Below are 14,886 nucleotides of genomic sequence, written 5' to 3'. Positions count from 1 at the left end.
GGTCGATCGGTCGACCCGCCTCCCGCGCCGTCGTCGGCCGTCGACACCGCATCGGAGCCTGCGCCGGGCGAAGTCGGCAGGCCTGCCCCGTCAGCGGCGGCGGGCCCGGCGGAGTCCGGTGCGTCGTCGGCCGACGCTGCGGATCGTGTCTCCCGCTCACTGGGCACGCCGCGGATCGTACGTGCTCATGCCGGGGCCGAGGAGATCGCCCGTGAGCCCGAGGTCTGGTGTCGAGGTGTGCCGAGACGACGAACGGGGCGCCCTCGGTGGAGGACGCCCCGTCGGCTGGCGATCATTCGACTGATCGGTAGTTCACGTGGTCAGTTGGGCAACGGCACATCTCCGGTAGGAGCCACCTCTGGCCTGCTGTCGTCCCGGCTGAAACCGAATCCCGTGGTACCTCGATCGCCGGGCCGACCATCGCCGGGCCGACCGTCGCCTTCGCCCTCACACTGCCCCGGCCACAAGCAGGAGTCGTCTGGCCCGGTCGGAGTGGGCTCAGTCGTATCCGTGGGAGGGTTCGGGGTCGATTCGTCGTCACCTTCCCCTCCCTCGCCGTTCTCGTCCCCCTCGTCGCCTTCCTCGTCCTCGTCCCGGCCGTCCTCCTCGTCGCGGTCTCTGTCGCGATCGTCGTCCCAGTCCGGCGACGGGGGCGGAGGCGGAGGCGCGGGCCGCGGCTGCTCGGGGAAGATGCCGATCTGGGTGATGTCGGTCGGGAAGCTCGCGGCCTCCTTGTCACCGAGGTAGGCCTCCATGAACGCCTTCCAGGAGAAGGCCGGGACATTTCGTCCCCAGAGCTGCTCGGTGGAAGGATTCGTCGCGGTCGCATTGACCGTCAGTGGTGCGGGCACCTCGGAGCCGACCCAGACCGCCACCGAGATCTGCGGTGTGTAGCCGACCATCCACCCCGCCTGGTTGCCTGCGCTCTGGGCGAACTGGTGGGTGCCGGTCTTGGCCGCCACCTCCCGGCCGGGCAGGTCGTGTCCGCTGTTCGCGGCCACCGGCTTGAGCACCTCGGTGATGTTGTCCGCGACGGCCTTGCTCTGCGGACCGAAGGCCTGGACGCCCTCGTGCCCTTCCTCGGCGCGGTTGATCAGGACCTCATCGTCGGGCCCGTCGCCCTCATGGCCGACGAACTCGACGAAGTACGGATCGTGCCGGACTCCGCCGCTGGCGAAGGTGGCGTAGGCGGCGGCCATGTCGATGGTGCGGACCTCGTACTGGCCCAGTGCGATGCCCGCAGCGGTGAAGCCTTCGGTGTTCACCAGCGTGGGCTCGCCGTTGATCTCTTCGGGGATGCCCGCCTCCCAGGCGGCCTCCGCCACCGAGCCGGGCCCGAACTGATGCGCCATGTCGATGAACGGGGTGTTGGCGGACACCAGCATCGCGTTGCGCACCGAACAGTGTTCGTTGGCCCCGGTGGGACACTGGGCCGTGTTGCTGAACGTGGTGCCCTCGATGTCGATCGATTCCCGGCCGTCGTAGAACTCACCGAGGCCCTGACCACGCTTCAGCCCGGCGGCGACCACGAACGGCTTGAACGAGGAGCCCGGCGGCTGCTTGGCCGCCGCGAAGTCGATGCCCGCGCTCCACTCGCCGCCGTTGTAGGCCCGCACCGCTCCGTTGGCGGGATCCACGGCGACCAGCGCGCCGCGCAGCTCGTCCGGCTGACCGGCGAAGTGTTCCGCCATCACGGCCTCGGACTGCTCCTGGGCTGTCTTGTCGATGGTGGTCCGGATGACCATGCCCTCTCGGCGGACCTGGTCCATCTCGATGCCTCGGGCGGTGAGCTCGTTCTCGATCTGCGTCTGGACGTGCACGTCGGTGATGCTGCGCCCGGTCCCGCCGCCAGCGCCCCTTGGCAGGTAGTCGGGGAACTCGACGGCGTCGGCCTCGGCCTGGGACAGGTGGTCCCGCTCCACCATCTTGTTCACGACATAGGCGAAGCGGTTCTCCATGCCGTCCCGGTTGTTGTCCGGGTCGAAGAGTGTCGGTGCGTTGAGGATGCCCGCCAGGAACAGCGATTCGTTGAGCTCCAGCTCCGAGGCCGACTTGCCGAACCAGGTCTGCGCGCCCGCTTCCAGCCCGTAGGTGTTGCGGCCGAAGGAGGTGAGGTTCGCATAGGACTCGAAGATGTAGTCCTTATCCTGCTGCTGGGTGAGCTTGAATGCCATCACCACTTCTTGGAACTTCCGGGCGTAGGTCCCGTCGTCGTTGCCGGTGGAGAGCTTGACGTACTGCTGGGTGATGGTGGAACCGCCGCCGGTGCCGGTGACGGCTGCTCGGACGATGCCGACCGGCGAGAATCCCATGTTGTCTCTGAACGTGGGGTCCTCAGTGGCCGTGACGCCGTTGTAGAAGTCCTCGGGGATGTCCTCGTAGTCCAGGAAGCGCCGGTCGCCCTCGCCTTCGCCGTTCGGGACGATCCGCAGCATCTCGCTGCCGTCGGCGTAGGTCACCGTGACGGTCTTGTCGAGGTCGGCGAGGATCGCCTCTGGTGACTGGACGTCCCACATCTGGTAGCCGACGGCGAAGGCCACCACCGGCGTGAGGATGCCGAGGCCTGCCATCACGTAACAGGTCCGCCGGACGCGTCGCCAGATCTTCTTGCGCTTCGCCTTCTTCACCGCCTCCGGGGACTCCTCCGCATCGTCCTCGTCGTCGTAGTAGTCGTCCTCGTCGTAGCCGTCCTCGAGTTGCGCGGGCTCCCGATGCGTCAGCAGCGCGGGTTCCATCTGCGTCGTCGGCTGCTCGTCGCCGGGCTGCATCATCTGCGTCGACGGCTCGCCGGGTCGGCGGGGTCCGGTGCCTGCGCCCTGTCTTAGTGCCTGGGTGTGCGCGGGCGGGGCTCCGTTGGCCGGGCCGGGTCCGCCGGGTGCTCCCGCACCGGGAACGCCGCCGGGCGGAGTGCCCATGCCGGGCGGGGCGCCTGCGTTCATGCCCGCAGCGGCGGCAGCGCCGCCCGCCGCGCCGAGGGCCGCGCCCGCCGCTGCCGCGCCGAGTGCTGACGGCCCGCCCTGCCGAGGCGGGCGACGATCACCGTTCTGCGGCGGCGGGGACTGCATGCCCGCCGGGCCGGGGCCTGGCCTGCCGTCGGCCGGGGTGCCGTTCGTGCCGGGCCTGCCGTCGGGACGAGCCGCGCCCGGTTCGCCGGGACGACCGCCCGCGCTCGGTCCGGGCGGGGCGCCGTTCGGCGGCCGGCCCGGACCAGGGTGGCCACCCGGCCCGGTGCCGTTCTGGGCGGCGCCGTTCGGCTGGTGGCCTCCCGGGCCGCTGGCTCCGGGGGGGACTCCGTTCGCGCCGTCCGGACGCTGGCCGGGCGCTGCCTGCCTGCCCGGCTGTCCGCCTGCTCCCGGGCCACCGGGGGCAGGTGCGTCGCCTGCGCCGAGGCGGTCGCTCAGCGGGGAGACCGCGCCGGTCGGAGCCGCAGCGCCGTGCGGTCCTGCCGGTCCGTTCGGCCCGGCGGGTCCGTTCGGGGCGCCGGTTCCATTCGGGCCGCCCCGCTGCTGTCCGTTGGGCGCGTGCCCGTTGGCCGGCCGTCCGTTCCGCGCGTGCCCGTTCGCGGGCTGTCCGTTGGCCGCGTGCCCGTTTGCGGGCCTGCCGTCGGGGGCATGTCCAGGGGGAGCCTGGCCGTTGCGCGGCGCGCCGTTCGGGCCGGTCCCGTTCGGTCCGGGGTGTCCGTTCGGGCCCGGATGACCGTTCGGCCCCGGTCCGGGATGCCCGTTCGGGCCCGCCGGGGCGCCTGCGCCGTTGGCCTGCGGCGGGCCTGCCGGGCCGCGACGGCCGTCCGGTGTTGAACCGTCGGCGCCGTTCGGGCCGGGCCTGCTCGCGGGCGGTCGGCCGCCGTTCTCTGGCGCACCGGGGAATCCCGACGGCGGCGTGGCGGGACGTTCCTGGACCCGCGTCGCGCCGGGCCGGGCGGTCTCGGGCGAGCCTGCGGGACTGTGTGATCCGTCACGCGGCACGCCTCGGTTGGCCGGATTGCCTGAATCGCCCGGATTGTTGGCGTCGTGGCGAGGTGGTCCCGCGCCGTTCGGCGGGGGGGTGAAGGAGCCGCCCGGCGGCGGCTGATCCGGCCTGGCCGCACCACGCGGCGCCGAGCCGCCCGGCGGCGGTCCGTGCCGTGGGGCGCCCGGTGGGCCTGGCGGCCCTTCCGGCCATGGCGATGGTTCACCCGTCGGTCGAGGACGAGCACCGCTCGCCTCGCCTGGGACATGCGACATCTGGCCCTCCACCTGCGGCCTCGGGGTGTGGCCGGCAGGCGGCCTGCCGTTGTGTGCGTCGTTCACGAGTGGGCCTCCCACACCGACGTGCCCGGTGGGCACGCAGTCCGGTGATCGTCTGTGCTCTGGCGCTCCCGCGCCCGCGCACGCACTGGCGACGGACTCACTCGGAGGCCGTCCTCCGCCGTGGGTGTCCGTCATCCATGCCGCGCGTTCCCAAGACGTATGACTGCACCAGGTGGTTCCAACTACAGGTGCGGCAGACCTCCACCACGTAGACGGTGAACTCCTCGAAGAGGGTTGCCATCCTGGCGAGTTCGTCATCGGTCCTGGCTGATCCCGCCGCGTGCTTCAGCTCGTCACCGTAGATCCAGGACACCTGGGTCAACGGCTCCTTGCGGCACACCGGGCAGGTCACATCGCTCGGCTGACCATGAAATTTCGCCGCCCGCAGCAGGTACGGGCTCGCGTCGCAGACCTCCATCACCCCGACCCGACCGGAGTGGACACCGGCGAGCAACGCCTTGCGCTGCAACGCGTAGTCGACCACCTGTCGTTGGGTCCGCACGTTGACAGGGTACGTGTCGGAGACCGACCGGCGATGGGCCGTTCGGGGAGCGCCGCCTCGTCGTCGGTCACTCACCGCGCCCGGGATGAGTGAGATGTATCGGACCGATATAGTGGGGTAATCCATCGCAGTGCTGCGGTGGAGCGGTGGGTCGTCGGAGGCCATGACTGGTGCTAGGAGGTGCGACGTGCTCGAACTGGCGGTGCTCGGTCTGCTGCACGAGGCGCCGATGCACGGTTACGAGCTGCGTAAACGACTGCACAACCTGCTGGGCGCCTTCCGGGCCTTCTCCTACGGCTCGCTCTACCCGACGCTGCGCAGGCTGCAGGTCGCCGGGCTGATCACCGACGAGTCCGCGGAGGACGCGGTGCAGCGGACCTGGAACCGACGGGCCAAGACGGTCTACAAGCTGACGGCCGACGGCAAGGAGCGCTTCGCCGAATTAGTCGTCGACGTGGGCCCGCAGACGTGGGACGACGGGTCGTTCGGCATCCACCTGGCGTTCTTCTCGCGCACCCCGGCGGAAGCGCGGATGCGAATCCTCGAGGGACGACGGCGTCATGTCGAGGAACGGCGAGAGGGATTCCGCTCCACCCTCGGTCGGGCGAGCGAGCAGATCGACCGCTACACGCTCGAACTGCACCGGATGGGTCTGGAGAGTTCCGAGCGCGAGGTTCGCTGGCTCAACGAGTTGATCGCGCATGAACAGGCCGAGCGCGAGGACCCGCCGTCGTCGGGGAGGCCGCGTGACTAGAGGAAGCAAGGACCACCGCGTCCAGCCGGCGACGACTGGCAGTCGTTCCCCGGTACCTGAGGATTCGAAGAAGGAGGACCCGGCAATGGGCGTAGATCGTCGTAGCGTGCGGGTGGCAATCGTCGGCGTCGGCAACTGTGCGGCATCGCTGGTGCAGGGTGTCCAGTACTACCAGGACGCTGCTCCAGACACCCAGGTCCCGGGCCTGATGCACGTTGAGTTCGGCGAGTACCACGTCCGCGACATCGAGTTCGTCGCCGCGTTCGACGTGGACGCCAAGAAGGTCGGCCGCGACCTCTCGGAGGCGATCGTCGCCAGCGAGAACAACACCATCAAGATCTGTGACGTGCCCCCGCTGGGCGTGCCGGTGCAGCGCGGCACGACGCTGGACGGCCTGGGCCGCTACTACCGCGAGATGATCGAGGAGTCCGACGAGGCCCCGGTCGACGTGGTCGCGGCGCTGCGGGAGAGCGCGGCGGACGTGCTGGTGTGCTACCTGCCCGTCGGCTCCGAGGACGCCGCCCGGCATTACGCCGCCGCCGCGCTGGAGGCCGGTGTCGCCTTCGTCAACGCACTGCCGGTGTTCATCGCCTCCGACCCGGTGTGGGCTGAGCGGTTCCGCGAGGCGGGCGTGCCGATCATCGGCGACGACATCAAGTCGCAGGTCGGCGCGACGATCACCCACCGCGTGATGGCCAGGCTCTTCGAGGACCGGGGCGTGCTGCTGGACCGCACCATGCAGCTCAACGTGGGCGGCAACATGGACTTCAAGAACATGTTGGAGCGGGACCGGCTGGAGTCGAAGAAGGTCTCCAAGACGCAGGCGGTGACCTCACAGGTCGATCGCGACCTCGGCAAGCGCAACGTCCACATCGGACCGTCGGACTACGTGCAGTGGCTCGACGACCGCAAGTGGGCCTACGTCCGGCTTGAGGGACGCGCATTCGGCGACGTCCCGTTGAGCCTGGAGTACAAGCTCGAGGTCTGGGACTCGCCGAACTCGGCGGGCATCATCATCGACGCGGTGCGCGCGGCGAAGATCGCGAAGGACCGAGGTATCGGCGGTCCGATCCTGTCGGCGGCCTCGTACTTCATGAAGTCCCCGCCGGAGCAGTACTCGGACTCGGTGGCGCGGGAGCGGGTCGAGGAGTTCATTCGCGGCGACGTCGAGCGTTGACCTCGTGTGGGCGGGCCGCCGGCTTCGCCCGCACCACCTCGGCATGAGGCGTGCCCGCCGACGTGGAGTAGCACTGATACCGCAGGCTGCCGTGCCCGCCCTGTCTGGACCGGGGCGGGCCGGTCGCCGGCTGAGGACCTCGGAGGTCGTTCGACCATGATCCTCTTCGGCATAGTGCTCGTCCTGGCCGGGCTGTTCTCCTACTTCGCCGGGACCGCCGAGGTTTTCGGCCTCGATCCGGACGCGCTCGGCCTGTCCCTTCTCATCCTCGGCGGCGTGGTGCTGGCCGTCGCCCTGATGCGGCGAGCCAGGGCGCGTCGTGACTCCCCGGAGACCGAGCCGGTCGGCGGCCCGGTGCGCAGACTGCGTGCCGTCCCTCGGCTGATCCGGTCGGCGGGACGCGAGTATCCGGGCATGCGGCGTCGCCACCTGGCGCTGTGGGCGCTGGCGGGCGTCTATCTGATCTCGCCCATCGACCTCATCCCCGAGATCCTGCCGATCATCGGCTTCACCGATGATGCGGCGCTGCTGTTCTGGCTGGTCGGTGACGTCTCCACCAACTCGGGGCGCTTCCTGAACTGGGAGCGTCGCGGTGGCGCGGCGTCGGCGATCTCGGCGGACTCGACACCCGAGGCCAGCCGGGACGAGCCCGAACCGCCGTCGTCCTGATCCGACCGCACACCCGCCCGTCCAGCAGCTGTCGCGCGGCTGCTCCTGACCGGCGCGGGGTCTTCTTCACCTGACGAAGGCCTCGACGGATCTGCCTGCGGCCATCGGATGCCCGACGGTGTCGGCGCCTGCCGCCGACACCGCGCCGCTGCCGACCGAGGCTAGTCGCGGGAACGCCTCGTCGGTGGTGGCAGTGGGACTGGACACGACGGCGTCGAAGGCCTCGATCAGCGGGGTCTTGATGATCGCGGACTGGGTGCGGATGCCGGTCAGCGCACGCCCGCTCGCGGTGGCGCCACGCGAGGCCCGGAGGTCGGTCAGGCTCAGCTCCTCACCTCGGCCCGCCGCGATGAGCGCCGCTTCGATGCTGCCCTCGACGGGCGGGTCGAGGCGGGTGCCTGCCACCGTGAACCCGAGTTCGGCCGCCTCGTCGGGATACATCTCCGGGGGCGTGGTCGGCGGTGTGGGTGAGTGCGATCGCCCGATAGTCCTCGCCGAGCAGGCGGTGCAGGTGCAGACCCATCGGCAGGCCGGTGAGTGCACCGTCGAAGCTGACCGAGGTCTTCTGCACATGGTTGTTGTGGGCGGCGAGCACGATGCGTGCGTCGGGGCCGGACCGGTCGAGATGCCAGCGCACCGACTCGGCCATGAACGACTCTCGCACCGACGAAGTGTGCGTTCTCGCCGACGGACACGACGCGGGCGTCGCCGATGATCGCGCGCTAGGGCTCCAGATCATCCAGCGGCGCGTCGGGGTCCAGGGTGGCCAGGGGCGTCGTGTGGCGACGAGACCAGTCGAGAAACAGTTCGTCGGCAGCACGGTCGGCCATGGAGTCTCTCGATTCCCGTCTTCGTCGAGGGCAGCGCATGGTTACCGAGGCGGGCCTCGCATGGTTGCCGAGGCGGGCCTCGCATGGTTGCCGAGGCGGGCCTCGGCGGTATCGCCAACCTAACAGCGTCGAACGCCGCAGCCTGCGCGTGATCGGCCCGGCGGCGACGTGTCCCCGCCGCGATCTTCTCTGGATCGGCGTAACGCCCGCATCGCATCGGCGACCGGTCGGCGGCTCCGCCCACGACGTTTCCCGGTGACGTCCCCCTGACCGGCCGTGAGCTGCGGTGCCTCGGCGGCGTGCCGTGCCGGCTGCCTGCGTCGATCGATGCCGGACCGCCGGACACTCCGGTGCGGTTGTTCGGCTCGCGTTCACCTCAGGGTAGGAATCCGCTCCTACGGTCAGCGCGTTCCCACCAACCAGATCCTGGAGGTCTGCGTGCCGACTCCACCCGCCGAAGACGGACGCATCATTCCACTGACACTGCTCCCCACCGACCGCCACGGCAGTCGCGCCTCGATCACCTGCCGGTACCGATGCGGCGACGCCTGCGGACATGAGGCGCCCAACACCTCCTCGAATCCCTACTTCGGGGACGTCGTCACGCAGGTGATGAGCCGACGGGGTGCGTTGCGGGCCGCCGCCGTCGTCACCATCGCGGGTGGCGCCCTCGGCGCGCTGAGCGGAACGGCCGCCGCCGAGACGACCTCGACGCAGGGACGAGGACCCGGCTCAGGACACGGCGGTGGCCCCGGCAGACCGGGCAGGCCGATCCCCGGCACCGACTACTCGCCCGTCGAGCCGAACACCGAGGACGCGGTGGTGGTGCCCGAGGGCTATCGCCAGAACGTCGTCATCCGCTGGGGCGACCCGGTGGTCGACGGTGCGCCGGAGTTCGACTTCGAGAACCAGACGGCGGCTGCACAGGCGCTTCAGTTCGGCTACAACTGCGACTTCGCCGGGCTGATCCCGTTGGACGGACGCGGACGACGAAACCTGCTCGTGGTCAACCACGAGTACAGCACCGAGCCGTTCATGTTCCGCGGCTACGACGAGGCGAACCCCACCGAGGAGCAGGTCAAGATCGCCTGGGCCGCCCACGGGCTCAGCGTCGTGCTCGCCGAGCGGGACGATCGCCGCGGCGGCCTGAGCACCCGGGCCAGTCGCTACAACCGGCGGATCACCGCCACCACCGAGTTCGAGGTTCGTGGTCCGGTGGCGGGCAGCGATCTGCTCAAGACGGCGGCGGACCCCTCCGGGACCAGGGTTCTCGGCACGCTGAACAACTGCGCGGGCAGCGTCACGCCGTGGGGCACGGTGCTCTCTGGTGAGGAGAACTTCAACCAGTACTTCGGCAACGCGGATCAGATCACGGATCCCGACCAGGCGGCGAAGCTCGCCAGGTACGGCATCTCCGGCGGGGCCAGCGAACGCCGGTGGGAGCGATTCGACTCTCGCTTCGACGTCGCCCAGGAGCTGAACGAGACGCATCGGTTCGGCTGGGTGGTGGAGATCGACCCGCACGACCCGGACTCGACCCCGGTCAAGCACACGGCGCTGGGCCGGTTCAAGCACGAGGGCGCCGCCATCCGGGTCGCAGGCGACGGGCGGGTGGTCGCCTACTCCGGCGACGACGAGCGTTTCGACTACATCTACAAGTTCGTGTCGAAGGGCCGGGTGAAGAAGGGCGAGAGCAGGCACGCCCGCAGGCACAACATGCGGCTCCTTGACGAGGGCACGCTGTACGTGGCCCGGTTCACCGGCGACAGCCCGGCGGAGGAGATCGACGGCTCCGGCACGCTGCCCTCCGACGGCGAGTTCGGCGGGGCGGGCGAGTGGATCGCGCTCGCCGAGGGCGATCGGTCCTTCGTGCCGGGGATGACGGCCGAGGAGGTCTACGTCTACACCCGGATCGCCGGAGACAAGGTCGGCGCCACGAAGATGGACCGGCCGGAGGACATCGAGCCCAATCCGGTGACCGGCAGCGTCTACGCGGCGCTGACCAACAACACCAACCGGGGGGCGACGGGCGCGGCGACGGCGGACGAGGCCAACCCGAGGAACAACAACAAGCACGGCCACGTCCTGGAGTGGACCGAGCGCCGCAACGACCCGACGGCGACCCGCTTCACCTGGAACCTCCTGCTGGTCTGCGGCGACCCGGAATCGCCGGACACCTACTTCGGCGGCTTCGACAAGAGCCAGGTCAGCCCGATCACCAGCCCGGACAACGTCGCCTTCGACCGGCACGGCAACCTGTGGATCTCCACCGACTCCACGGGCGCGCTCGGCATCAACGACGGCCTGTACTCGGTGCCCGTGCAGGGCAGCGAGCGCGGACACCTCAAGCTGTTCCTCACCGTGCCGCGCGGTGGCGAGACCTGCGGCCCGGTCATCACCGAAGACCTGGTCACGGTGTGCGTGCAGCATCCCGGCGAGGTCGACGGCGCGAGCGTGGAGAATCCCGCGTCGAACTGGCCGGACCGGGGCGACTCCCAGCCTCGTCCGTCGGTGGTCAGCGTCTGGCGCACCGGCCGGGGCGGTCGGGGAGTGGGACGCATCGGCGAGTGAGAGGTGTCGACCGGACGGCGGGGGCGCGTCGCGCGACTCGGACGCCCTCGCCTGCCGGTCGGGGCCTTCGGCCTGCGAGGCGTCGTTCGTGCGGCGCCTAGGCCCGGTTAGGGCTGCGTCCTTCCCTCGGCTGGACCGCTCGGCCCGGCCGCGCTGCCTGCGGCCCGGCCGCTGCCCGCCGCAGGGCCCCGGCGGCATGCACTCGCCGGAGCGAGCGGCGGAGACCTGGACGACGGGGCATCGCGGCTAGGCTCGCGCGCATGACTTCACGACCTCTCGCCCTGGTCACCGGCGCCTCTCGCGGGGTGGGAGCCGCCGTCGCCAGGGCGCTGGCGCCGACGCACGACCTGCTCTTGGGCGGGCGTGATCCGCAGACGCTGCTTCCGCTCGTGGAAGAGCTGCCCACCGCCAGCCCGTGGGCCGTCGAGCTGACCGACGAGCAGGCCGTGGCCGCCGCGACCGCCGACGTCGAGCGGCTGGACGTCCTCGTGCACAGCGCGGGCGTCGTCGAACTGGGCTCGGTCGCGGAGACGTCTGCCGCGTCCTGGCGCCGCACCCTCGAGGTGAACGTGGTCGCCGTTGCCGAGCTGACCCGGCTGCTCCTGCCCGCGCTGCGGGCCGCGCGCGGTCACGTCGTGCTCATCAACTCCGGTGCCGGACTGCGAGCAGGTCCCGGCTGGGGCTCGTACGCGGCGAGCAAGTTCGCGCTGCGTGCCTTCGCCGACGTGCTGCGGGCGGAGGAGGCGGAGTCCGGGATTCGGGTGACCTCGGTGCATCCGGGGCGGGTGGCCACGGACATGCAGCGAGAGGTGCGCGCTGCCGAGGGCGGTGACTTCGAGCCGGAGCGGTACCTGCGGCCGCAGACGGTCGCCGACGTGGTCGCGACGGCCGTGCGGCTGCCTGCCGACGGCCAGATCAACGAGCTCGTCCTCCGCCCGCGTTCGTAGTCGCGGGGGCGTTCCTCGAGTCTGCCGGACGTCAGCGGGCGGGGAGTGCCCGCGGAACCCGTCGTCATGGGCTCGGCCGCTTGCCTGCACCGGTCGGGCCGAGACTGACCGAGACGTCGGCGGCGCCCGGGCCGTGCATCGCGTCCGGCGGCGGTTGGTCGCCACGGCGTCGCCTGCGGTCACGCAGCGCGCGCTGTGCCCGCCGTTCGCCGGGGGAGACCCGGCTCGGCTGCCTCCGGTGAGCGACGGAAGGGCCGGTTACGGAGCGGCGGTAGAGACGCGAGAAGCCTCATCCACATGGGTGAGGCTTCGGGCTCTGAGATTGGAAAACCCCGCAGTGCTGCCAGGTCGGGGGTCCGCCAGCACCGCAGGGTCACTTGGTTCATCGCCAATGCATCCAAACGTGTTACACCCCGTCTGAATGTGACGCGCACCACCGTGACTGCCTGTGCGGTGCTTGCCTGCTCAGCGGTTCAGCAGGTTGTGACGCTGAGCGATGATCAGCAGCTCGTCACGAAGCGCCGGGCTCGATGCCGAGTCGATCGCTTCCTGGAGGGCCTTGTTGGTCCGGGGGCGGGTGCTGCTGTTCCTGCGGAGGCGCAGGCGGGCGGCGAGATTCATCGGGTGTCCATCACCTTCGTTTTCTTGACTTCTCGGTACGACTCAAGTATGCCCCATTGATCGCGAGATTGCACCCGATTGTCCGGTGAGGAGCGGCACACGCCGATGATTGTCCGGTGGCTAACGTCTTCTGCCGCTGAAGCGATGGAACTTGAAATAGGCAGTCGGACATCCCCTCGACGCGTGGCCGTCATCGAGGCGCAAACTGAATCGGTACGGTCGGTCACGAATCGGCAACACGGAGCCCACCGCGGATTCATCGGGGCGCGGGCATCGGATGCTGCACCCGCGATCCCGCCGGTGGCAGGCGGCCGGGCTGCCTACTCGGCTGATTCGTGGCGGCAGGCGGGCACCGGCTGCGGCGCCACGAGAGACGGCACCGCAGGCCCGCTCGGCGATCGGGCGTCCTTGCCACCGGACATTCCACGGGGTTGGCTGGGCCGCGTGACCGAAGTCGTGACACAGGGGACAGGCCGGGCAGCGGCACGGGCCGATCAGGCGGTGCTGCGGGTGACGTTCAGCAGCGCGGCTCAGACGCGTGCCGAGGCGGTGGCAGCGCTGGGGGAGCAGGTGGACGACGTCGAGCCGCTGCTGAACCGCGAGGGCGTGGTGGTGAAGTCTCGGCGGCTCGCCGTGCATGCCGACTGGCACAGACAGCGGCAGGTCGGCTGCCGGGCCGAGCAGCACTACAGCCTGGAGGTGACCGACCCTGAGGTGCTCGCCGAGATCGCCGGGGCGCTGCTCGCCGTCGAACCGGAACGACTGGACGGCCCCACCTGGTCGCTACGGGATGACACCGAGGCGAGGAAGTCCGCTCAGCGGGCCGCCGTCGCCGATGCGAGGTCCAAGGCCGTCGGGTACGCCGATGCCCTCGGGCGCACCCTCGGTCCGCTGCTGCGGATCAGCGACGCGGAGGCGAACGGCCCGGCCGCGCGCGGTGCCTACGGCGCGGAGGCGGCGGGCATCGCGCCCGCAGGCCGGAGCAGCGCTGCGGACGTCCGCAGACTCAATCTCGAACCGCAGGACATCGTCAGCACCGTCCGCTGCGTGACTCATTGGAAGCTGGCGGAGTAGGCCCGCCCGGCACACCGGGCGTCTGCCCGGCGCGCGAGGGCGCCGGGCAGACGAGCGTGGCTCAGTACGTCATCGCCAGGCCGGGCTCGGCGAGCAGGGCGCCGATGTCGGCGAGGAACTGCGAACCCTGCTGACCGTCGACCACTCGGTGGTCGAAGCTCAGCGCCAGCTGACACACCTTGCGGGGCACGACCTGACCGTCGACCACCCACGGCATGTCCCGGATGGCGCCGAGGGCCAGGATCGCCGACTCGCCGGGATTGAGGATCGGCGTCCCGGTGTCCACGCCGAACACCCCGACGTTGGTGATCGTGATGGTGCCGTCGACCATGTCCGCCGGTGTGGTGCGGCCTTCCCGTGCGGTCGTGGCCAGCGAGTCCAGCGCCTCGGCCAGCTCGCGCAGCGACATGTCCTGTGCCTCACGGACCTTCGGCACCACCAGACCACGCGGGGTGGCCGCGGCGATGCCCAGATGCACATAGGACTTGTAGACGATCTCGCCTGCCTGTTCGTCCCAGGCCGCGTTGACGTCCGGCGTCCGGCGCACCGCGAGACACAGCGCCTTCGCGGCGAAGGCCAGTGGCGTGATCTTCACGCCTTGGAACGCCGGGTGCGTCTTCAGCCTGGCTCGCAACTCCATCATCGGCGTGACGTCGATGGTGAGGAACTCGGTGACGTGCGGTGCGGTGAAGGCGCTGTGCACCATCGCCTGCGCGGTGGCGCGGCGAACGCCCCGGATCGGCACCCGCTCCTCGCGGGGTCGCTGCCCGGCGATCGGTCCGGCAGGCGCCGCTGCCGCCGCGACGGCACTGGTCACGTCGTCGCGGGTGATCACGCCGTCCGCGCCGCTGCCGATGATCGTGCGAAGGTCGATCCCGGCGTCCTTGGCGAGTTTGCGCACCGGCGGCTTGGCGAGAGGCACCCGACCGGTGGTGCGAGCCTGCTCACCGGCGGCCGGGGCCGCTGCCCGCGCCGGGACCACCGACGGGGCAGGCACGACGGGCGGTGCGGGTGCTGCCTGCGGTGCGGGTGCCTGCGCCTGCGGTGTCGAGGAACCGGACTGCTTGCGCGGCCTGCGAGTCGCCGCCCCGGTGCGAGGTCCGTACCCGACCAGGTTCGCCACCCGGCCCTCGGCCTCCTCCGGCGGCTTCGACCCGTTGACGGTCTGCCCGTCCGCCGATGCTCCGGCCCCCGCCGGGCCGTTCGGATCGATGTCGATGGCGATGATCGGCACGCCGACCTCGACGGTCTGCCCGACGTCGACCAGCAGCTGTGAGACCTGCCCCGCGAACGGGCAGGGCAGCTCCACCACGGCCTTCGCCGTCTCGATCTCGACGATGATCTGGTTGACCGTCACCGTGTCGCCTGCGGCGACGTGCCAGGTGATGATCTCCGCTTCGGTGAGTCCCTCGCCCGTGTCAGGCAGCGGGAAGTGCTTCAGTTGTGGCATCT

General features: G+C 70.6%; 12 protein-coding genes. 6 read left to right on the top strand and 6 right to left on the bottom strand.

Going from position 1 to position 14,886, the window contains the following annotated elements; translation table 11 throughout:
* Positions 1-320 precede the first annotated feature (320 nt).
* Positions 321-3,065, bottom strand: a complete 2,745-nt coding sequence (locus tag UA75_RS30690) for a transglycosylase domain-containing protein (protein ID WP_157434526.1) — start codon at positions 3,063-3,065, stop codon at positions 321-323.
* A gap of 1,321 nt (positions 3,066-4,386) precedes the next feature.
* The gene (locus UA75_RS30685) at positions 4,387-4,791 is read right to left on the bottom strand and encodes a DUF5318 domain-containing protein (RefSeq protein WP_075743184.1); all 405 of its coding nucleotides are present in this window, start codon (positions 4,789-4,791) and stop codon (positions 4,387-4,389) included.
* A gap of 187 nt (positions 4,792-4,978) precedes the next feature.
* Here UA75_RS30685 and UA75_RS30680 point away from each other — a divergent pair, with 187 nt between their 5' ends.
* From UA75_RS30680 to UA75_RS30670, 3 genes are all read left to right on the top strand, one after another.
* On the top strand, positions 4,979-5,545 hold the full coding sequence (locus UA75_RS30680; protein WP_075743183.1) for a PadR family transcriptional regulator: 567 nt from the start codon (positions 4,979-4,981) through the stop codon (positions 5,543-5,545).
* Positions 5,546-5,630: 85 nt separating this feature from the next.
* Entirely contained in the window at positions 5,631-6,722 is a 1,092-nt protein-coding gene (locus UA75_RS30675; RefSeq protein WP_075743182.1) for an inositol-3-phosphate synthase, read from the top strand.
* 156 nt (positions 6,723-6,878) lie between these two features.
* A complete protein-coding gene (locus UA75_RS30670; RefSeq protein ID WP_075743181.1) occupies positions 6,879-7,391 on the top strand; it encodes a YkvA family protein in 513 nt (170 codons plus the stop codon).
* A gap of 66 nt (positions 7,392-7,457) precedes the next feature.
* Here UA75_RS30670 and UA75_RS34845 read toward each other — a convergent pair whose 3' ends face one another.
* Positions 7,458-7,796: a hypothetical protein gene (locus UA75_RS34845; RefSeq protein WP_075743180.1), complete on the bottom strand. Its 339-nt coding sequence runs from the start codon at positions 7,794-7,796 to the stop codon at positions 7,458-7,460.
* The gene (locus UA75_RS34840) at positions 7,723-8,055 is read right to left on the bottom strand and encodes an erythromycin esterase family protein (RefSeq protein ID WP_075743179.1); all 333 of its coding nucleotides are present in this window, start codon (positions 8,053-8,055) and stop codon (positions 7,723-7,725) included. Before UA75_RS34840 ends, UA75_RS34845 begins: the two co-directional genes overlap by 74 nt.
* Before the next feature lie 604 nt (positions 8,056-8,659).
* On the opposite strand from UA75_RS34840, the gene UA75_RS30655 reads away from it, so the two are divergent.
* Both UA75_RS30655 and UA75_RS30650 read left to right on the top strand, forming a co-directional pair.
* Complete coding sequence (locus UA75_RS30655) at positions 8,660-10,792, top strand: PhoX family protein (protein ID WP_404799956.1); 2,133 nt, start codon at positions 8,660-8,662, stop codon at positions 10,790-10,792.
* Between the two features lie 260 nt (positions 10,793-11,052).
* Complete coding sequence (locus UA75_RS30650; protein WP_075743178.1) at positions 11,053-11,739, top strand: SDR family oxidoreductase; 687 nt, start codon at positions 11,053-11,055, stop codon at positions 11,737-11,739.
* 465 nt (positions 11,740-12,204) lie between these two features.
* Here UA75_RS30650 and UA75_RS34205 read toward each other — a convergent pair whose 3' ends face one another.
* Positions 12,205-12,360 (bottom strand): hypothetical protein, encoded by a 156-nt coding sequence (locus UA75_RS34205; RefSeq protein WP_169725915.1) that lies wholly within the window; start codon positions 12,358-12,360, stop codon positions 12,205-12,207.
* 444 nt (positions 12,361-12,804) lie between these two features.
* Between UA75_RS34205 and UA75_RS30645 the strand changes: the two genes are divergently transcribed.
* Positions 12,805-13,434 (top strand): SIMPL domain-containing protein, encoded by a 630-nt coding sequence (locus tag UA75_RS30645; RefSeq protein ID WP_075744411.1) that lies wholly within the window; start codon positions 12,805-12,807, stop codon positions 13,432-13,434.
* A gap of 61 nt (positions 13,435-13,495) precedes the next feature.
* On the opposite strand, the gene UA75_RS30640 is transcribed toward UA75_RS30645, so the two are convergent.
* Entirely contained in the window at positions 13,496-14,884 is a 1,389-nt protein-coding gene (locus UA75_RS30640; RefSeq protein ID WP_075743177.1) for a dihydrolipoamide acetyltransferase family protein, read from the bottom strand.
* Positions 14,885-14,886 lie beyond the last annotated feature (2 nt).

This window comes from Actinoalloteichus sp. GBA129-24, assembly GCF_001941645.1.
Classification (GTDB): Bacteria; Actinomycetota; Actinomycetes; order Mycobacteriales; family Pseudonocardiaceae; genus Actinoalloteichus_A; species Actinoalloteichus_A fjordicus.
Note: the sequence above shows the minus strand (reverse complement) of the source record. Positions and strands in the feature narration are given on the sequence as shown.

Excerpts from the sequence above, each read along its gene's own strand:
- UA75_RS30690 (WP_157434526.1), bottom strand. The coding sequence starts at position 3,065 with ATGCAGTCCCCGCCGCCGCAGAACGGTGATCGTCGCCCGCCTCGGCAG.
- UA75_RS30675 (WP_075743182.1), top strand. The coding sequence starts at position 5,631 with ATGGGCGTAGATCGTCGTAGCGTGCGGGTGGCAATCGTCGGCGTCGGC.
- UA75_RS30670 (WP_075743181.1), top strand. The coding sequence starts at position 6,879 with ATGATCCTCTTCGGCATAGTGCTCGTCCTGGCCGGGCTGTTCTCCTAC.
- UA75_RS30650 (WP_075743178.1), top strand. The coding sequence starts at position 11,053 with ATGACTTCACGACCTCTCGCCCTGGTCACCGGCGCCTCTCGCGGGGTG.
- UA75_RS34205 (WP_169725915.1), bottom strand. The coding sequence starts at position 12,360 with ATGAATCTCGCCGCCCGCCTGCGCCTCCGCAGGAACAGCAGCACCCGC.
- UA75_RS30640 (WP_075743177.1), bottom strand. The coding sequence starts at position 14,884 with ATGCCACAACTGAAGCACTTCCCGCTGCCTGACACGGGCGAGGGACTC.